At 59.7% G+C, this 18,012-nt stretch carries 22 protein-coding genes; 10 read left to right on the top strand and 12 right to left on the bottom strand.

The window, feature by feature from the left end; translation table 11 throughout:
• Positions 1 to 21: 21 nt before the first annotated feature.
• From ATY80_RS14500 to ATY80_RS14490, 3 genes are all read right to left on the bottom strand, one after another.
• Positions 22 to 783 (bottom strand): amino acid ABC transporter ATP-binding protein, encoded by a 762-nt coding sequence (locus ATY80_RS14500; protein WP_088693082.1) that lies wholly within the window; start codon positions 781 to 783, stop codon positions 22 to 24.
• The gene (locus ATY80_RS14495) at positions 780 to 1,460 is read right to left on the bottom strand and encodes an amino acid ABC transporter permease (RefSeq protein ID WP_088693081.1); all 681 of its coding nucleotides are present in this window, start codon (positions 1,458 to 1,460) and stop codon (positions 780 to 782) included. The genes ATY80_RS14500 and ATY80_RS14495 overlap by 4 nt, the downstream gene beginning before the upstream one ends.
• 104 nt (positions 1,461 to 1,564) lie before the next feature.
• Positions 1,565 to 2,338, bottom strand: a complete 774-nt coding sequence (locus tag ATY80_RS14490; RefSeq protein ID WP_088693080.1) for an amino acid ABC transporter substrate-binding protein — start codon at positions 2,336 to 2,338, stop codon at positions 1,565 to 1,567.
• A gap of 238 nt (positions 2,339 to 2,576) precedes the next feature.
• Between ATY80_RS14490 and ATY80_RS14485 the strand changes: the two genes are divergently transcribed.
• From ATY80_RS14485 to ispG, 3 genes are all read left to right on the top strand, one after another.
• Positions 2,577 to 3,359 carry a DeoR/GlpR family DNA-binding transcription regulator gene (locus tag ATY80_RS14485; protein WP_088693079.1) on the top strand — a complete coding sequence of 261 codons (783 nt, stop codon included), beginning with the start codon at positions 2,577 to 2,579 and terminating at the stop codon, positions 3,357 to 3,359.
• 59 nt (positions 3,360 to 3,418) lie between these two features.
• Positions 3,419 to 4,612 (top strand): MFS transporter, encoded by a 1,194-nt coding sequence (locus ATY80_RS14480; RefSeq protein WP_088693078.1) that lies wholly within the window; start codon positions 3,419 to 3,421, stop codon positions 4,610 to 4,612.
• 95 nt (positions 4,613 to 4,707) lie between these two features.
• Positions 4,708 to 5,958, top strand: coding sequence for a flavodoxin-dependent (E)-4-hydroxy-3-methylbut-2-enyl-diphosphate synthase (gene ispG / locus ATY80_RS14475; RefSeq protein WP_088693077.1), 1,251 nt, complete (start codon positions 4,708 to 4,710; stop codon positions 5,956 to 5,958).
• Positions 5,959 to 5,975: 17 nt separating this feature from the next.
• Here ispG and ATY80_RS14470 read toward each other — a convergent pair whose 3' ends face one another.
• Together ATY80_RS14470 and ATY80_RS14465 are read right to left on the bottom strand one after the other, a co-directional pair.
• Entirely contained in the window at positions 5,976 to 6,614 is a 639-nt protein-coding gene (locus ATY80_RS14470; RefSeq protein ID WP_088693244.1) for a LysE family translocator, read from the bottom strand.
• A 113-nt stretch (positions 6,615 to 6,727) separates the two neighbouring features.
• Positions 6,728 to 7,642 (bottom strand): polyprenyl synthetase family protein, encoded by a 915-nt coding sequence (locus tag ATY80_RS14465; RefSeq protein WP_088693076.1) that lies wholly within the window; start codon positions 7,640 to 7,642, stop codon positions 6,728 to 6,730.
• A gap of 134 nt (positions 7,643 to 7,776) precedes the next feature.
• On the opposite strand from ATY80_RS14465, the gene mtgA reads away from it, so the two are divergent.
• From mtgA to ATY80_RS14440, 5 genes are all read left to right on the top strand, one after another.
• The gene (gene mtgA, locus ATY80_RS14460) at positions 7,777 to 8,523 is read left to right on the top strand and encodes a monofunctional biosynthetic peptidoglycan transglycosylase (protein WP_189637154.1); all 747 of its coding nucleotides are present in this window, start codon (positions 7,777 to 7,779) and stop codon (positions 8,521 to 8,523) included.
• 97 nt (positions 8,524 to 8,620) lie between these two features.
• Positions 8,621 to 9,340, top strand: coding sequence for a DUF1868 domain-containing protein (locus ATY80_RS14455; protein WP_088693243.1), 720 nt, complete (start codon positions 8,621 to 8,623; stop codon positions 9,338 to 9,340).
• A 13-nt stretch (positions 9,341 to 9,353) separates the two neighbouring features.
• Complete coding sequence (locus ATY80_RS14450) at positions 9,354 to 10,001, top strand: glutathione S-transferase family protein (RefSeq protein ID WP_088693074.1); 648 nt, start codon at positions 9,354 to 9,356, stop codon at positions 9,999 to 10,001.
• A 156-nt stretch (positions 10,002 to 10,157) separates the two neighbouring features.
• Positions 10,158 to 10,343 carry a 50S ribosomal protein L32 gene (gene rpmF / locus ATY80_RS14445; RefSeq protein ID WP_003543812.1) on the top strand — a complete coding sequence of 62 codons (186 nt, stop codon included), beginning with the start codon at positions 10,158 to 10,160 and terminating at the stop codon, positions 10,341 to 10,343.
• Between the two features lie 149 nt (positions 10,344 to 10,492).
• Positions 10,493 to 10,897 (top strand): hypothetical protein, encoded by a 405-nt coding sequence (locus tag ATY80_RS14440; RefSeq protein WP_088693073.1) that lies wholly within the window; start codon positions 10,493 to 10,495, stop codon positions 10,895 to 10,897.
• A gap of 3 nt (positions 10,898 to 10,900) precedes the next feature.
• Here the strand turns inward: ATY80_RS14440 and phaR are convergent, their stop codons facing one another.
• Positions 10,901 to 11,473, bottom strand: a complete 573-nt coding sequence (gene phaR, locus ATY80_RS14435) for a polyhydroxyalkanoate synthesis repressor PhaR (protein WP_007528399.1) — start codon at positions 11,471 to 11,473, stop codon at positions 10,901 to 10,903.
• A 235-nt stretch (positions 11,474 to 11,708) separates the two neighbouring features.
• Between phaR and ATY80_RS14430 the strand changes: the two genes are divergently transcribed.
• Positions 11,709 to 12,890: an acetyl-CoA C-acetyltransferase gene (locus ATY80_RS14430; RefSeq protein WP_088693072.1), complete on the top strand. Its 1,182-nt coding sequence runs from the start codon at positions 11,709 to 11,711 to the stop codon at positions 12,888 to 12,890.
• Positions 12,891 to 12,958: 68 nt separating this feature from the next.
• Complete coding sequence (locus ATY80_RS14425) at positions 12,959 to 13,684, top strand: beta-ketoacyl-ACP reductase (protein ID WP_088693071.1); 726 nt, start codon at positions 12,959 to 12,961, stop codon at positions 13,682 to 13,684.
• On the opposite strand, the gene ATY80_RS28955 is transcribed toward ATY80_RS14425, so the two are convergent.
• The 6 genes from ATY80_RS28955 to ATY80_RS14405 all read right to left on the bottom strand — a co-directional run bounded on the left by ATY80_RS28955 (position 13,681) and on the right by ATY80_RS14405 (position 17,908).
• The gene (locus tag ATY80_RS28955; RefSeq protein ID WP_189637153.1) at positions 13,681 to 13,833 is read right to left on the bottom strand and encodes a hypothetical protein; all 153 of its coding nucleotides are present in this window, start codon (positions 13,831 to 13,833) and stop codon (positions 13,681 to 13,683) included. The two genes, ATY80_RS14425 and ATY80_RS28955, sit on opposite strands and share 4 nt — an antisense overlap.
• An 89-nt stretch (positions 13,834 to 13,922) precedes the next feature.
• Positions 13,923 to 14,069 carry a hypothetical protein gene (locus tag ATY80_RS28950; protein ID WP_189637152.1) on the bottom strand — a complete coding sequence of 49 codons (147 nt, stop codon included), beginning with the start codon at positions 14,067 to 14,069 and terminating at the stop codon, positions 13,923 to 13,925.
• A gap of 143 nt (positions 14,070 to 14,212) precedes the next feature.
• Complete coding sequence (locus tag ATY80_RS14420) at positions 14,213 to 14,941, bottom strand: SIS domain-containing protein (protein WP_088693070.1); 729 nt, start codon at positions 14,939 to 14,941, stop codon at positions 14,213 to 14,215.
• 14 nt (positions 14,942 to 14,955) lie between these two features.
• Complete coding sequence (gene nagA / locus ATY80_RS14415; RefSeq protein WP_088693069.1) at positions 14,956 to 16,107, bottom strand: N-acetylglucosamine-6-phosphate deacetylase; 1,152 nt, start codon at positions 16,105 to 16,107, stop codon at positions 14,956 to 14,958.
• Positions 16,107 to 17,138, bottom strand: coding sequence for an SIS domain-containing protein (locus ATY80_RS14410; RefSeq protein ID WP_088693068.1), 1,032 nt, complete (start codon positions 17,136 to 17,138; stop codon positions 16,107 to 16,109). The genes nagA and ATY80_RS14410 overlap by 1 nt, the downstream gene beginning before the upstream one ends.
• Positions 17,135 to 17,908 carry a GntR family transcriptional regulator gene (locus tag ATY80_RS14405; protein ID WP_088693067.1) on the bottom strand — a complete coding sequence of 258 codons (774 nt, stop codon included), beginning with the start codon at positions 17,906 to 17,908 and terminating at the stop codon, positions 17,135 to 17,137. The genes ATY80_RS14410 and ATY80_RS14405 overlap by 4 nt, the downstream gene beginning before the upstream one ends.
• Between the last annotated feature and the right edge of the window lie 104 nt (positions 17,909 to 18,012).

The following is an 18,012-nucleotide window of genomic DNA, read 5'->3' as shown; positions in this document are numbered from 1 at the left end:
CGCTCCACCCGCCGCCCTTGCCTAAATGTCGTAGGTATGGGCGGCGTTGATCGTCGAGATGAAGCGCTTGGTGCGCTCGCGCTCCGGCGCCGTGAAGATGTTCCTTGCACTTCCCGTTTCGACCACGCTGCCGGCCTCGAGGAAGACGACGTCGTTGGCGATCTTGGAGGCAAGACGCAGGTCATGCGTCGCCATCACCATGGTCGTCCCCTCGCTGGCGAGGCGGCCGAGAACATCGACGACTTCGGCCGAAAGTTCGGGATCGAGCGCCGATGTCGGTTCATCGCAGAGAAGAACACGCGGAGACGGGGCGAGCGCGCGGGCGATCGCGACACGCTGCTGCTGGCCACCCGAGAGTGTCGACGGCCAGGCGTCGGCCTTGTGGGCCATGCCGACTTTCGTCAGCAATTCTATCGCCCGTTCTCTCGCCTTCTCCTTCGGCCACCTCAGGACGGTGACAAGGCCTTCCATCACATTCTCGATAGCGGTCTGATGCGGAAAGAGCTGGAAATTCTGGAATACCATGCCGGTTTGTCGGCGGATCTTCTGGATTGCCTGCCAGCCGGTCTTCTGGCCCGGCGCAAAGTTCAGCTTTTCTTCGCCGAGGCGGATCATGCCTGCTGTCGGAATCTCCAGCAGGTTGATGCAACGCAGCAGCGTGCTTTTGCCGCCACCGGACGGACCAACGAGTGCCGTAACGCTGCCTTCCGGAATACGGATGCTGATATCTTTCAGGATGACGGCGTCGCCAAAGCGCTTTTCGATGTGGGAAAGCTCGATCATGCGTTTGCCTCCAGCATGCCGCCATAGCGCGCGAAGCGACGCTCGAGGCGGACTTGTAGCGCTGACAGAACGGAGCTCAGGGCAAGGTATATCAATGCGGCCTCGATGTAGAGGATGAGTGGCTCGTAAGTCGTTGCAACGATGCGCTGCGCTGCCTGGAACAGCTCCGGCACCGTAATGGCGGCGGCAAGCGACGTGTCCTTCACCAGCGAAATAAACGTGTTGGAGAGTGGTGGCACCGCGACACGCCCCGCCTGCGGCAGGATCGTGCGGCTCATTGCCTGACGCCAGCTCATGCCGATCGAGTAGGCCGCTTCCCACTGCCCCTTCGGCACGGATGAGATGACGGCGCGGATGATTTCGGAGCTGTAGGCACCGATGTTGAGGGTGAAGCCGATCAGCGCTGCCGGAAAGGCATCGAGCAGGATGCCGATGCTCGGCAGCCCGTAGAAGATCACGAAGAGCTGCACCAGAAGCGGCGTGCCTCTGATAACCCAGACGTAGAAGCGCGCGATCGCGGCAGCTGGCGCTGGTGCGAAGAGCCGTGCGATTGCCGTAATCAATCCAAGAATGAGGCCGAATGTGAATGACAGGAGCGTCAGCGGGATCGTGAAGATCAGGCCGGCCCAGAGGAGCGGACCAAGCGACTCCGCCATCAGTTGAAGCCAGTGCTGCAAGGTGAAACCCTCAAAGAAAGATGCGTCCAGCGAGGCTTCGCTGGACGCTTTTCACGCACATATAAAGGATGTAGCGGCGGCAGCAAGCCGCCTGTGGTGGCGACTTACTTCGAAACGTCCTGGCCGAAGTACTTGTCGGAAATCTTCTTATAGGTGCCGTCAGCCTTGATGTCGGCCAGCGCCTTGTTGATCGCTTCCAGCAGTTCCGGCTCGCCCTTGCGGATGATGATGCCGGAATAGTCGGCATTTTCCTGCTGGGCGACGATCTTCACCGGAGCGTCCGGCTTGTGCTTCTTGAAGTCGAGGAAGGAGAGGCTGTCATTGATCGTTGCGTCCGCGCGCTTGGTCAGCACAAGCTGGATCGACTGGTCGAAGCCGTCGGTGCCGACGAGTTCGGCGCCGGACTGTTCAGCAAGCTTGCCGAAGTTGCTGGTCAGCGACTGCGCCGACTTCTTGCCCTTGAGGTCTGCAAAGCCCCTGATGCTGTCGTCACCATCGCGAATGATGAGTACAGCCTTTGAAGCGATGTAGGGCTCGGAGAAATCATACTTCTGCTTGCGCGCGTCGGTGATGCCGACCTGGTTGATGACCGTGTCGTAGCGCTTCGCATCGAGACCGGCGATCAGGCCGTCCCATTTGCCTTCGACAAATTCCGGCTTGACGCCAAGCTTGGCGGCAACCGCTTCGCCGATCTCCACGTCGAAGCCTACCAGCTTGCCGCTGTCGTCATGAAAGGTGAACGGCGCATAGGTTCCCTCGGTGCCGATCTTGAAGACACCTGATGACTTGATGGCGGCGAGGTTCTCGCCGGCAACAGCGGGAAGAAGCGCGGCGGCCTGGATCAGTGCTGCTGCGGCGATGGTCTTCAGAATGTTCATTTTTTTATCCAATTCACGGGGTGTTCGATGCTCAGAAAGTCGCAGAAAAGCCGGCGATGCGAAGCGTAGAAAACTGCAAAGAAAATCGGCATCTGCGAATATTTTTCTCATTTATCACGGATTTGGCGCGGCATGTTTCAGTTTGTGAAGACCGACAGGGGGGTGTGCACTTGCTTGCACGTTTGCATCGGTTTATGCATGTTTATATCAATTCTGTATCAATCGGGCTCAAATCGGCATGAACACGAACGAACTCCTTCTGCAGGAGCGCCAGAGCGTAATCCTGCGGAAGCTGCGGAGCGATGGTCGGGTGCTTGCTGCAGACCTTGCAGTTGAATTCGGTGTATCCGAAGACACGGTGCGCAGAGATCTGCGTGAGATGGCGGCCGCAGGCCTATGCGAGCGCGTCTATGGCGGCGCGTTGCCGCTCTCCCCCGCTGGCGGAAGCCTCAATCATCGTACGGGTATCGCGCGGGATCGCAAGCAGGCGCTTGCCGTGGCCGCGGTCTCGGAGATCGTTCCCGGTTCAGTGGTCTTTTTTGATGCGGGCAGCACCAATCTTGCAATTGCGATGGCCCTGCCAATGGATTTGTCACTGACGGCTGCAACAAACGCTCCAGCGATCGCCGGCGCCCTGATCGAGAGGCCTGCCGTCAACGTGATCCTGATTGGCGGCCTGATTGACCGGCAGGTCGGCGGCGCGCTCGGTGCGAAGGCTCTGCGCGACATGGAATCCCTGTCACCCGATCTCTGCATCCTCGGTGCTTGCGGCATCGATCTGACGGCCGGCGTAACAACCTTCGGCTTCGAAGATGCCGAATTCAAGCGTTTTGCGGCATCGCGAAGCAGGAAGGTCCTTGTCGCCGCGACGTCCGACAAATTCGGCACGGCCGCGCCTCATAGCGTGCTTCCGGTGGCGCAATGCGGATGTCTGGTGGTCGAGCGTGATGCAGACCCGGTCATGCTGGCTCGCTATCGCGACAGCGGCTGCAGGACGATCGTGGCTGGCGGATCGACGTAAGTATCATTCATGAACGCGTCGTGCGCGAGTGCCGGCGTTGAGACATTGTGGGAAGAGAAATGGACAACCGCGTTAACACAGCGCCGATGGTCAGAAGCGGCTTCATAACGAAGAACAGGATTGCGGTTTCGCTGCTGTTCCTCATCAATGGCTTCATAGTCGGCTGCTGGGCGCCGAAAATTCCCGAATTCGCGGAGCGCTTGCAACTGAGCAAGTTTCAGTTGGGTCTGATGATCCTGGTTCTTGGCGTCGGTTCGCTTACCCTCATGCCAATCGCCGGATCGCAAATTGCGCGCTATGGCTCGAAGCTTGTCGCGCAGATCGCTGCGGTTTGCCTTATGCCGGCGCTTCTCGCGCTGACGCTTGCGCCCAACGTTGTGACGGGGGCGGTTTCGATCTTCCTGTTTGGCGGCTTTATGGGCGCCATGGACGTTGCCATGAATGCGAACGCGGTTGCGGTCGAGCAATCGATGCGGCGGTCGATCATGTCTTCATGCCATGCCTTCTGGAGTTTGGGCGGTCTGATCGGTGCCGGTCTCGGTGGCCTGCTGATCGCCAAGGTCGGCGTGCTCTGGCATGCGCAGATTGCGACTGCGCTTGCAGCGATTGTTCTGGGCATCGCCTGGAGGATGATCCTTGCCGACCCTCCCCATCCGGACGAGAAGAAGGAAAAGCTCCGGCTGCCATTGGTTCCGCTGCCGTGGCTGATTGGCTTGATGGCGCTGTTTTCCATGGTTCCCGAGGGTGCTGTGCTGGATTGGGGCGCGCTCTACTTGCGCCAGGAACTGGGGGCGTCGGTGGCACTTTCCGGTTTCGGTTTTGCGGCATTTTCATTGACGATGGCAGTCATGCGCTTTGGCGGCGATCTTGTTCGTGATCGGCTTGGCGGCGTGATGACGCTTCGGATCTGCACGCTGTTTGCAATATCAGGCATGCTGCTGGCCGCCTTCGCGCCCAATGCGGAAATTGCGATCTTAGGCTTTGCACTTTGCGGCATCGGGATCTCGAACATGGTTCCGATTGCTTTCTCCGCTGCCGGCAACATTCCCGGTCTCCGTGCCGGCATTGGTCTCTCGGTTGTCACCACGATGGGCTATTCCGGCATGCTGGTAGCGCCATCGGCGATCGGCTTCGTGGCGGAGCATATCGGCTTCAGCGTTGTCTTTATGGCTTTGCCGGTCTTGCTGGTGGTCGTGCTGCTGTTCTCGAACCTTGCACGCTATGCCGACGGCATATCGGGCGGCGGCCACTGAAACGGCTCCAAGCAAAAGTGATGCGCGGGCGGTTGACAACAAAGCAGGCATGATCCACCTGAAAGACACGAAATTCAGGGGTTCAAGAACTCTATATGTCTTCTGCTGCAGATTTTGATCCGAAACCACGCCGCGCATCTGTCGCCGTCGACGTTGGCGGCGTCATCGTGGGCGGAGGTGCGCCCGTTGTCGTCCAGTCGATGACGAACACCGATACGGCGGATATTGACTCCACTGTTGCGCAGGTGGCGGCTCTCTTCAAGGCGGGGTCCGAGCTCGTTCGCATCACCGTCGACCGCGACGAGAGCGCGGCCGCGGTTCCGAAGATTCGCGAGCGACTGCTGCGGCTTGGCATGGACGTCCCGCTTGTCGGCGATTTTCACTACATCGGCCACAAGCTTCTTGCCGATCATCCGGCCTGCGCCGAGGCACTGGCGAAGTATCGCATCAATCCTGGCAACGTCGGCTTCAAGGACAAGAAGGACAAGCAGTTCGGCGACATCATTGAGATGGCGATCCGATACGATAAGCCTGTCCGCATCGGTGTGAACTGGGGCTCACTGGATCAGGAGTTGCTGACGGCGCTGATGGACCAGAACGCCGAGGCTGGCTCACCGCTTTCGGCACGCCAAGTGACCCGCGAAGCGATCGTCCAGTCCGCGTTGATTTCAGCCAATCTGGCCGAAGAAATCGGTCTGCCGCGCAACCGCATCATCCTGTCGGCCAAGGTCAGCCAGGTACAGGATCTGATTGCCGTCTATTCGATGCTCTCCGAACGCTCTGACCACGCCCTGCATCTCGGCCTTACCGAAGCTGGTATGGGCAGCAAGGGGATTGTCGCCTCGTCGGCTGCCATGGGCTATGTGCTGCAGCAGGGCATCGGCGATACGATCCGCGTGTCGCTGACGCCGGAGCCGAATGGCGACCGGACGCGCGAAGTACAGGTTGCCCAGGAGCTGCTGCAGGTGATGGGCTTCCGCCAGTTTGTGCCTGTCGTTGCGGCCTGTCCCGGCTGCGGCCGCACGACCTCGACCGTATTCCAGGAATTGGCGCAAAACATTCAGAACGACATTCGCAAGAACATGCCGGTTTGGCGCGAAAAATATCCTGGTGTCGAAGCATTGAACGTTGCGGTCATGGGCTGCATCGTCAATGGGCCGGGTGAAAGCAAGCACGCCGATATCGGCATTTCCTTGCCCGGCACCGGCGAAACGCCGGCTGCGCCCGTGTTCATCGACGGCAAGAAGGCGTTGACCCTGCGCGGCCCGAACATCGCTTCGGACTTTGAGGCGCTCGTGGTCGACTACATCGAAAAGCGTTTCGGGCAGAAGACGGCCGCCGAATAAGCGCCAGCCGGAAGCGTTCAGATTCGGCTGGTCAGCAGCTTCAGCCCTGCGACACAGTAGAAGGCAGCCATAGCCCCTTCGATCCAGCGGCGTAGCCCGCGGTAAATCTTCAAGGCATGTGGTGTCGAGAACAACATGGCGTATCCCATGAAGACGGTTAGGCCTGTCACCATGCATACTCCGATGATCAGACCGGCGACGGATGCCGGTGCGCCCTGCGGCATGCCGAGCGCGATGATCGCTAGCCAGGCGAAGATGGCCTTCGGGTTGGTGACGTGGATACCGTAGCCGCGCAGCAACAGGGCGCGTGTCGTAAGGTTTTTCTGCACGACAGCTGTCGGCAGCTCATTGTTGGCGCGCACTGCCCTGAAAGCCTTATAGGCGAGATAGAGCAGATAGAGGCCGCCGAAGATTTTCAGGATCTCCAGCGCCATGGCATAGGTCTGGAGGATGGTCGCAAGGCCGAGAGCGGCAGCACAGGCCCAGGTGAACGAGCCTGCGAAGATGCCGAGCGAAATGGTCAGGCCTGCCTTTCGACCATGTGTCATCGAAGTGGACACGATTGCCATGATCGCAGGGCCAGGGCTGATGACGGCGATCAGATAGGCGACGTAGGCCGGCAGAATCTGCGGGAAGTAGGTCAGGATCTCATGCATCGTGCGTCTCTTGTTTGGCCGGCGACTGTCCATCGTTCTTAGGCGTGGTTCCCCGCGATAGACAAGAGACTGCATGGAGTCTGTTAGCGGAAACATTGTCCCGGTGACGCTTTTCAGTTCCTGCGACCGGCGATGAAGCGAGCCGCTTCCGCAAGAATGATGCTCCGCTCGGCGTAAGGCGCCAGCAATGCTTCTGCCTCGCGCACCTGCTCGGCAAGCTTGGCTTCTGCCCAAGCCATACCATGCATTGCCACCAGCGTGCCCTTGCCGCGGCCGGTATCCTTGCCTGTCGCCTTGCCCATCGTGGCAGCATCGGAGGTGAGATCGAGAATGTCGTCCGCGAGTTGGAAGGCGAGGCCGATCCGCTCGCCGAACTGACGCAATCGCTCGCGATCGTCCGGCGAAGCGCCGGCGATGATGGCGCCCGCCTCGCAGGCGAAGCGGATAAGGGCGCCGGTCTTCATCGCCTGTAGCGTGACGATGCCCTGCTCGTCGGGCGCCTGTTTCTCGGCGGCAAGGTCGAGAGCCTGCCCGCCTGCCATGCCTCCGATGCCCGCAGCGCGGGCCAGCGCCAGCGTCAACGCCAGTTTGGCTGCGTCAGGCAATTTCGTTTCGGGCGCGGCGATGATGTCAAAGGCATAGGTGAGCAGACTGTCACCAGCGAGGATGGCAGTCGCTTCATCATAGGCGATGTGCACGGTCGGTTTGCCTCGGCGCAGGTCGTCGTCGTCCATTGCCGGAAGGTCGTCGTGAACGAGCGAGTAACAGTGTACGCATTCGAGTGCCGCACCCACCCTCAGTGCCGCGTCCCTGTTTCCACCGAGCAACGATGCCGCCTCCACGACAAGGAAGGGCCGCAACCGCTTGCCGCCGTTCAGGGTGGCATAGTTCATGGCTGAACGCAGCCGTTCCGGCCGGGTGATTTCGTCGTTCAGCGCAGGTGACGACAGTAAAACGCCGAGCACAGCCTCGACCTCGCGTGCGGTGGTCGTCAATCTGGCTTCGAATGTTTCAGAGCTCGCGTCCATGGCGCGCTGTTTGGCATGAGCCGCCTTCTGCTTGCAACGGAATTGTCGATGGTGCGGTGAAGATTTCCTTTGTCTCTGGCAATGCCAGTTCGCAAACGGTATGGAGGAGAAGGGCAAGAGACTGGGTCGGGGAATTGGACATAACGCCGGAGAGAGAGGAAAGCATGACCGTGCCGTTTCACAGGCACGTGTTGTTTTGGCTTAAGAGCCGGCCCGTGATCATGCGCATCGTCCTTGCATTGGTGGCGCTCGTCATTCTTCCCTATGTCCTGATTGTCCTTTATCTGCTGCCCTTCGTTCACCCCGTTTCCACGCTCATGCTCCGCGATCTGGTGTTGCTGCGCGGCTACGACCGGCAATGGGTATCACTCGATGATATTTCGCCGGTTCTCGTTCAGTCGGTGATGATGTCCGAGGATGGGCAGTACTGCTTCCACGGCGGCGTCGATTGGGGTGAGATGCGGATGCTGTTGGAGGATACGCTGAGCGGCCAGGCGACCCGCGGCGGCAGCACGATCCCGATGCAGACGGTGAAGAACCTGTTCCTGTGGAACAGCCGGTCCTTCGTTCGCAAGGCGCTGGAACTGCCATTGGCTGTGACGGCGGATTTCATCTGGTCCAAGCGGCGCCTGATGGAGATCTACCTCAACATTGCAGAATGGGGACCGGGGATCTACGGCATCGAGGCTGCGGCCCGTCACCACTTCAAGGTGCCGGCATCGAAATTGACCAGCCGGCAGGCCGCTCTTCTCGCCGTGTCGCTTCCCAATCCCTTCGATCGCAACGCCGGCAAGCCCGGGCGTGGATTGCGACGGCTCGCCGGCCTCATCGAGCGGCGCGCGCGCGGGTCAGGTGATTACATCAGATGCATTTATGATTGATATCGCAATAAGTCGTTGGTGTTCATGAGTGTCATCTGGCATTCGTGCTTCAAACGTATGGACGGAAATCCCGCCACCAATGACTGGACTGCCAGCGATGATTTCTGCCTTTTCGCCTAGCCTTCTCACGTATTCCGCCGTTCATAACCCGGCGCCGCCGAACCATCTCGGGACCCGCTATGACGCAACCGGCACGTTTCTGCGCGAGCCTGGCAATACCGTCGTTTGCCATCTGGTCGAGGGATCGCCATCGCAGCAGGCAATCATTGAGGCGCGCCAGAGTTTTCTGGCGATGCCGGAGGCATCTCAGTTCGCCTTTACGCCGATCTTCAGTCTGCACATGACCCTGTTTCAGGGTGTTATCGAGTATCGTCGCAGGCTGCCTTACTGGCCGCAGGATGTGACGCTTGATACCGCGATCGAGCGGATGAGCGAGATCTATCTGGATCGGTTGCAATCCTTTGGGCCGCTCGGCCCCTTCGATGTTGAAGTTACCGACGTAACGCCGGTAGGGCTTACCGTGAACGGTGTTACGGCTGCGGATCGGCGTATTATGAAGGAATGGCGTGACGCGTTCGCACACGTGTTCGGCTACCGGCATCCGGATCATGACACCTATGAATTCCATATCACATTCTGCTACCCGATCGCGCGGTTACAGGAAGCAGCGCTACCCGCATGGCAGGCCATGCTCGACCGCGCGCTCGTCACGCTGCGCGAAACCACTCCGGTGATAGCATTGAGGCCGCCCGCCTTCTGCACTTTCGAGGACATGAACCATTTCGTGGAGCGGCTTGCGTTCGCGCCCGAAGCGTAAAAGGAAGATCCTGTTGGACAAGCTCACGCTCTACATCGGTAACAAGAACTATTCGTCCTGGTCGTTTCGGCCATGGATTGCCATGACAGCCGCCGGCATTCCTTTTGAGGAGGTGCTGGTTCCCTTCGATTTCGCCGCCGGCAATCCGCGCTTCAGGGAGTTTTCGCCGACCGGTCAGGTTCCTGTGCTTCAGCACGGCGATACTCGGGTCTGGCAGTCGCTGGCGATTATCGAATACGTTGCCGAGCTTTTCCCGGAAGCCGGGATATGGCCAAGTGAGCATAAGAAGCGAGCGGTCGCGCGCGCTGTTTCCATGGAGATGCTTGCGGGCTTCAGGACCTTGCGGAATGCTTGCCCGATGAATGTCCGGCGGCCGAAGGGGAAGATCGCGCTTGCCGACGGCGTGATGGCTGATGTCGCCCGGATCGAGACGATCTGGCGTGACCTGCGCGCCCACTCCGGCGGGCCGTTCCTTTTCGGCAATTTTTCCGGTGCCGATGCGATGTTCGCACCCGTTGTCAGTCGTTTCGACGTCTATGACCTGGTATCCGCCGGCGACACGCTAAGTTATATTGCAGCCGTCAAGGCGCATCCTGCCTGGAAGAAGTGGGAAGAGGCGGCGCGATCCGAGCCCTGGATTGTCGAAGAAGACGAGGTCTGACCTATGAATCGCAGGAATCTCAAAAAATAAGCTTGGGGACTGGTCAAGTACCCTCAAGGCATGTATAAGCGCGCAAAATTTCCGAAATCGCGATACGTCGTTTCGGCCGCCAGTCTGGCCGTAGGATGTGTTTGCCCGTGAAGTGGAGTAAGAGAAATGGCTGTACCGAAGAGAAAAACGAGCCCGTCCAAGCGCGGTATGCGCCGCTCTGCAGACGCACTGAAGGCTCCGACCTACGTTGAAGACAAGAACTCCGGCGAACTGCGCCGCCCGCACCATATCGATCTGAAGACCGGTATGTATCGCGGCCGTCAGGTTTTGACGCCAAAGGAAAGCGCATAATACTTTTGCGCTTGCTTGAGCGAGAGTTGCAAGGTCGGCCATGTGCCGGCCTTTTGCTTTTCCCCCGGCACAAAAACATTCTTCTGATATCTTGAAGTGATGCGGTTGTTTACGGCACTATTCTCCGGCTGAGGGGGGAGCTGTGCCATATGTTCAATGCCGTGCCATTGATGATTATCCCATTCATTCTTTACAATATGTCGATGCTGGGCTTGATGGGCAGCGATGGGCTTCCCTCGCTGCAGAACGACATCATCGTTTTGTCGATGATTTCGGGAGCTATGTGGAGCATGTCGCTCGGTGACCTCTTCATCGTCGTCGCGCTCGGTGTCCTGTTCTTCGAGATCCTGAAGGCGACGCGCAATGACGGCAGCCTGACCAACCACATGCTATCGATGCTCGTCTTCATTGCCTTCCTGGTCGAGTTTCTTCTCGTCCAGGATGCGGCCACTCAGGTTTTCTTCATCCTGATGACGATTGCATTGATCGACGTGATTGGCGGCTTTGCCGTATCTATTCGCACCGCCGGGCGCGATGTATCGATTGGGCTCTGAAGCTCAGAGGTTATCGAGTTTGTTCTGAAGCGCGCGCAGCTGTTCCTTCAGCTCGTCGATATCCTTTGCTTCCGCTTTGCGGCTTTCCTTGGCCGGTGGGGTCATGAATGGCGAGAACATCTGCATGGCTTGCTGGAACATCTCGGTATTGCGACGCACCTGATCTTCCACCATCTGCATCGGCAGTTGCAGATTCTTGCCGATCGGCGTTTCGCCGAAAGCACGCGTGACTTGCTCGCGCATCTGTGCCTGCTGCTCGGTAAAGGCGCGCATGGAGTGTTCCAGGAAGCTCGGAACAACCATCTGCATCTGGTCACCGTAGTAGGTAATAAGCTGGCGAAGGAACGAGATCGGCAGCAGTGTGTTGCCCGTCTTGGATTCCTGTTCGAAAATAATCTGCGTCAGCACAGAGTGGGTAATATCGTCGCCGCTCTTTGCGTCCTGAACTGTAAAATCCTCTCCCTTCTTCACCATCTCCGCCAGATCTTCCAGCGTCACATAGGTGCTGGTGCCTGTGTTGTAGAGGCGGCGATTGGCGTATTTCTTGATTACGATCTGCCCGTCATTCTTCGCCATATCAGTCTCCCGAAGCCCGTCTGATTGTTATGGAAATTCCTCCACCTAGGAATGTAGACGCAAACGAAGCCCAGTGACAATCTCTTTGTGCGATGCGGCAACCCCTTTTGCGGCAGAGATAATTTGTCTCAACGTAAGCAATCCCTAAAATTAAAGGGCATACTCTTGTCGTTTGACTTGACGGTGAAGCTTTGTCAGTTTCCTCTAATCCGGTCGAGTTAACGAGGAGATCGTAATGTCGAGTTCATCCATCGTCATCGCTAGTGCAGGTCGCACTGCCGTTGGCTCATTCAATGGGGCCTTCGCCACCGTCCCTGCCCATGAACTGGGTGCGGCCGCAGTCAAGGGCGTGCTACAACGTGCGGGTGTCGACGCCAGCGAGGTCGACGAGGTCATTCTCGGTCAGGTTCTCCCGGCTGGCGAGGGCCAGAACCCGGCCCGGCAGGCGGCCATGAAGGCAGGCGTTCCCAAGGAAGCAACGGCGTGGGGCGTCAACCAGCTCTGCGGTTCTGGCCTGCGCGCCGTGGCGCTCGGCATGCAACAGATCGCGCTCGGTGACGCGAAGATCATCGTCGCCGGCGGCCAGGAATCGATGTCGATGGCACCGCATGCTGCGCATCTGCGCGGCGGCGTCAAAATGGGCGACATGAAAATGGTCGACACCATGATCAAGGACGGCCTGACGGATGCCTTCTATGGCTACCACATGGGCATCACCGCCGAGAACATTGCCCGCCAGTGGCAGCTCTCCCGCGAGGAGCAGGACCGATTCGCGGTTGCATCGCAGAACAAGGCGGAAGCCGCGCAGAAGGCCGGGCGTTTCGCCGATGAAATCATTCCCTACGTCATCCCGACACGAAAGGGCGACGTGACGGTTGATGCCGATGAATACATCCGTCACGGAGCGACGTTGGACTCGATGGCCAAACTGCGTCCGGCTTTCGATAAGGAGGGCACGGTCACCGCAGCGAATGCCTCCGGCCTCAACGATGGCGCTGCCGCAGCCGTCCTCATGACGGAAGCCGAGGCGTCCCGCCGGGGCATCCAGCCGCTCGCCCGGATCGTTTCCTGGGCGACCGCAGGCGTTGATCCGCAGGTGATGGGAACGGGTCCTATCCCGGCATCGCGGAAGGCGTTGGAAAAGGCGGGGTGGTCCGTCGGCGATCTCGATCTCGTCGAAGCGAACGAAGCCTTTGCCGCACAGGCTTGCGCGGTCAACAGGGACCTCGGCTGGGACCCATCGATCGTCAACGTCAACGGTGGCGCGATTGCAATCGGCCATCCGATCGGCGCATCCGGCGCACGCGTGCTCAACACGCTCCTCTTCGAGATGAAGCGCCGCGGCGCGAAGAAGGGGCTGGCGACGCTGTGCATCGGTGGCGGCATGGGTGTCGCAATGTGCTTTGAAGCTCTTTGAACAGCAGGCAATCCAACTATAACCTGAGCCCCGCAGGATAGCGGGGCCTTCAAATGAGGGAGCGGAACATGAGCAGAGTGGCTGTTGTCACTGGTGGTACCCGCGGCATTGGCGCCGCAATTTCCGTCGCACTGAAGAATGCAGGCTATGCGGTTGCCGCGAATTACGCGGGCAACGATGAGAAGGCGAACGCCTTTAACAACGCGACAGGCATTCCCGTCTTCAAATGGGATGTTTCCGACTACGCCTCATGCGGCGAGGGTATCGCGAAGGTTGAAGCTGAACTTGGTCCGATCGATGTCCTCGTTAACAACGCCGGCATCACGCGGGACGCAATGTTCCACAAGATGACGCCGCAGCAGTGGCACGAGGTCGTCAACACCAACCTCACCGGTCTCTTCAACATGACGCACCAGGTTTGGGGCGGCATGCGCGACCGGAGCTATGGGCGGATCGTCAACATATCCTCGATTAACGGCCAGAAGGGCCAGATGGGCCAGGCGAACTACTCCGCTGCCAAGGCAGGTGACCTCGGCTTTACCAAGGCGCTTGCGCAGGAAGGTGCTGCCAAGAACATCACCGTCAACGCGATCTGCCCAGGTTACATCGGGACAGAAATGGTTCTTGCGGTTCCGGAGAAAGTCTTGAACGAAAGAATCATTCCGCAGATACCGGTTGGTCGTCTCGGCGAACCTGAGGAGGTGGCGCGCTGTGTCGTCTTTCTAGTTTCCGACGACGCAGGCTTCATTACCGGATCGACGCTTAGCGCCAATGGCGGTCAGTTGTTCGTTTAACGGATGGACGCTGTAAGGCCGTTATCGTGGCTCTCGATCTGCTGCGAATAGCGGCCTTGCTGGCTGCGCGTATCGTACGGATTCAAGTATGCCGCATAGGCCGCCATGGCGATGGTCAACAATGCGGCTGCGCCGATAATTCTGGTCATTGCCCTGCACTCCAAATTCCCCACGATGCATTGGTCGTCCAACCCGGTGTCGATATTGGGGCCGATTTGAGGAATTATTTGGCTGTCTTTCAGCCCTTTGGGTGGCGCCTTGCTTTGGCCCTGACCGGCACCTTCTGCATAGCGCGGTTCTCGCCACGAAGAGCGGCGGCGGTCGTTGTCGCGAAGGCGACCGCAACGAGGATGGCGACGGCTGAATTTAAGATGATCTGGGTCATGGGACCATTCCTTTCCAAGCCCGCGAGACATTGGCCTCGCCGCTGTTCTTGAAAGAAATATGCGCCCGACCCTCACGGTCCGGTAGATTGAACTTTGGCGACCGACTGTCGGCGTGGCGTTGACAATCGGGTGCCGAGCGCTCTTAGAGATGAGGATTGCGTGGCCGATACTTCTTGACCAGTCGCTGGTTGACTGACGCGGCTCCGGGCATATTGGCGCTGAGATAAATTGGTGCGTCGCCGCCTTTCGACAGTTCTGACGCCACTTCCGCCAAGATGGCGTTGAGAATCGTTGCACCAATAGCGGTCGAAACCGGACCAACCTTCAGTTCCGTGCCCGGGAGTTCGATCACCGCATCGCCGGGCGGGAGGCCGTTGTCCAGGACGATGTCGGCGATGTCCGCAAGACGGCGCCGCCCGTTCGCAACCGCACTCGAGTAGGAGACCGAGGTGAGCGCGATCACCTTGGCGCCGATCTCGCGGCCGTAATCGGCAGCCTCGATCGGCGCTGCATTCACGCCGGAGTTCGACGCGATGATGATGACGTCACCCGGTTGCATTCCATAGCGTTCCAACACCGGCCGCACCAATCCTTCCGTACGCTCGTAAACGGAGCTGATCACCGCGCCCTCGTGCAGCATCGCGGAGCCGACGAGAACCGGAACGGTAAGAGCGAGGCCGCCTGCCCGATAGTGGACCTCTTCCGCCAGCATGTGAGAGTGTCCCGTACCGAACACATAAACCCGCTTGTCATTGCGGGCGGCTTCCAGGATCGCATCGGCCGCCAGGGTCATCGGTCCGGCGAGTTCCGCCTTCAAGGTCTCGAGTCGGTCGATCAGGTTGGAAAAATAGGCATCGGTGATCGCTGTCATCACGTCCTCGCGTTCTAGGCTGCTTCGCCGCTGATGAACGTTCTTGTGACCTCCAGGGCGTCGGTCAGATGCGCCAGATCGGCTCGGGCACCCGGCGAAAGATGGCCGCGATCCTCAAGGCGCAGGAAGCGCGCCGGGTAGAGCGTCGCCATGCGAAGGGCCTCCGCGAGGGTCAACTCCAGATAGGTGACACCATAGCGGACGGTGGACGCCATATCGACGTCGGAGCCGGCGAGCGTGCCATCGGAGAGCACCAGTTTGGAGCAGAAGCCACCTCTCTCGCGTCGGACGGTCCGGCCATTCAACGTGAAGGAGTCTTGTTCCGATCCAACCAGCGACATCGCGTCGGTGACGAAGAAGAGCTTACCTTCGCCCCGTTTGGCGCGAAGAGCGGTTCGCAGCGCCTTCGGGTCGACGTGGTGGCCATCCGCAATGATGCCGCACCAGACTGAAGGATGGTCGATGGCCGCACCGACAAGGCCGGGGGCCCGGTGGCCGAGTTGGCTCATGGCGTTGAAGAGATGTGTCACGCCACGCGCGCCGGCGTCGAAGCGCGCCTCTGCCGCCTCGCTGGAGCAATCGGAATGGCCTATGCTGACGGTGACGCCGGCTTCGCTGAGTTCACGCACCTGCTTCGCCGTGACCTGCTCGGCCGCCATCGTTACCAGCAGTGTGCCGATCGCCTCCTTTGCCGCAATGAAAGCTTTCACGTCCTTGTCTTCGACCGGGCGCATGAGTTCGGCAAGATGGGCTCCCTTGCGCGCCGGCGCCAGATGCGGGCCTTCAAGGTGGAGGCCCGCGACCCCCCGGTTCGTCTTGACGGCTTCCTTGGCTGCTTCGATCGCCGCAGTGGTCGCGTCTGACGTATCGGTGATCAGCGTCGGCAGCAGTGCGGTCGTGCCGTAGGGCCGATGACCGTCGGCAATCATGTACATGGAGGCTGCGGATGCCTCGTCGTTGAGCATCCGGCCACCGCCGCCATTCACCTGCGCATCGATGAAGCCTGCCGAGAGGACACCGCCCTCAAAGCGCGTGTGCTCGCCCTCCGGCAGTTCGCCTGCTGCTGCAATGGCCTCGACGCGCCCGTCCGAGACGATGAGCGCTTTGTCGTCGTGGAAGCGCTGACCATCGAAGATCCGCGCGCCGGAGAAGATCTTGCGAACCATCACATCGTCTCCGTGACCTTGAGCAGGTTGGCCGGCTTGTCCGGGTCGAAACCCTTGCGGCGCGTCACCGACTCAATCAGGCGGTAGTAGACCAGCAGCGAAGCGAGCGGATCAAGTAGGCCGCTGCCGGTCGTCGGCACTTGCAGGTTGATACCGGAGACTGGCTGCGCCGAGAACGGCACGGTGGTCGCGCCGAGTTTCCGCAGTCGCTCGAGCGCCTGGACGTTGTTGCTGAATGCCGGATCATCAGGCGTAAAGGCGACAATCGGGAAGCCTGGCTGAACAAGACGCATCGGGCCATGCATCAGTTCGGCAAGCGAGAAGGCCTCCGCATGCAAGCTAGCCGTCTCCTTGGCCTTCAAAGCGGCCTCGAGCGCAATAGCGAAAGCGGGGCCGCGGCCGGCCGTATAGAGCGAGCTGGCCTCGAAAAGTACATCCTCGGCTGCCTTCGTATCGATCCCGCTGGTCGCCTGCAGGGCTTCCGGCAGCTTTTCCAGCGAGGCATGCAGGTCGCGTTTGCCGCTGATGGCTGCCGTGACACCGGAAAGCGCGGCGACTGAAGCGATGAAGGACTTGGTTGCCGCTACGCTCTTCTCCGGGCCTGCATTGAGGCCGAGAACGATGTCGGCCTGCTTGGCGAGCGGGCTGTCGGTGACGTTGACGACGGCGATCGTTGTTGCGCCGCCGTGCTTTGCCGCATCCTGCAAGGCAATGATGTCGGGGCTCGCACCAGATTGCGAGACGGTGAAGTGGATGCCGCCTTTGAGATGCAGGGACGCGCCATAAACCGACGCGATCGACGGACCAACCGATGCGACCGGCACGCCGCAGGTGATCTCGAACAGGTATTTGAAGAAGGTCGCTGCGTGGTCCGAGGATCCGCGGGCTGCTGTTGTCACCACAGTCGGCGCACCTGATGCAAACAGCTTCGCAATTTCGTCGAAGACGGGCTTTTCTTTCTGAAGCAGCGTTGCGACGACCTCCGGCGACTGGCCGGCTTCCTGCAACATCAGCGAATGGCTTTCACTCATAGGTCATCTCCGATTCTTAATTCCGCAACAAAATCATATGCATCACCACGATAGTGGGAGCGGGTGTATTCAACGACACGCTGGTCTTCCAGGCGCGACACACGTTCGATCAGCAGCGCGGGTGCACCGGCTTTCACGTCCAGCGCCGCAGCCGATGACGGATCGAGCGTGACCGCCGTCAATCTCTGCAGCGCTCGAACGGGGCGGTGACCGCTTGCCGTAAGCGCTTCGTAAAGAGATCCTTCCCCGCCGGCATTTTCTCCCAGGAACTTCACCGGTACGACAGCGCGTTCGATCGCAAGCGGGAGGCCGTCGGCAAGGCGCAGGCGATCCAAACGAAGGACAGGTTCATCAAGGCCGAGCCCAAGCAAAAAGGCTTCGTCGGGAGATGGCGTATTGACGGTTCGAGACAAGATCCTCGCAGCAGGCGCACGACCGCGTGAGCGCATATCGGCGGAGAACGAAGAAAGCCGCCATAGCGACTGCTCCATCCGCTCGACCTTGCTCGAGACGAAGGTGCCGCTTCCATGCCGGGATTCAAGCGTGCCTGAATTCATTAGGTCGCGATAGGCGGTCCGAACGGTCACGCGTCCGACCTTCAGGGCTTCAGCAAGGTCGCGCTCGCCGGGAAGCGCCGTGCCGGGCTTCAGCAATCCTTCTTGGATCAGGCCGGTCAGGGCCTGCGCCAACCGCTTGTAAAGCGGCCCGCTAAGCGCCACGCCGCGCAGGCCACGGCTGTTCAGCTCCGCTATCAGACTGGTTCTATTCATGTTTCAATAATAGAACCTATTTAGAACCAATCGCAAGCGGGAAAATCAGTCGGAAAAAGAAAAACCCTCGCAGGCGACCTGCAAGGGTTTGTTTCTTCGAGCCG

It is taken from the genome of Rhizobium sp. R711, from assembly GCF_002211365.1.
Classification (GTDB): Bacteria; Pseudomonadota; Alphaproteobacteria; order Rhizobiales; family Rhizobiaceae; genus Rhizobium.
Note: the sequence above shows the minus strand (reverse complement) of the source record. Positions and strands in the feature narration are given on the sequence as shown.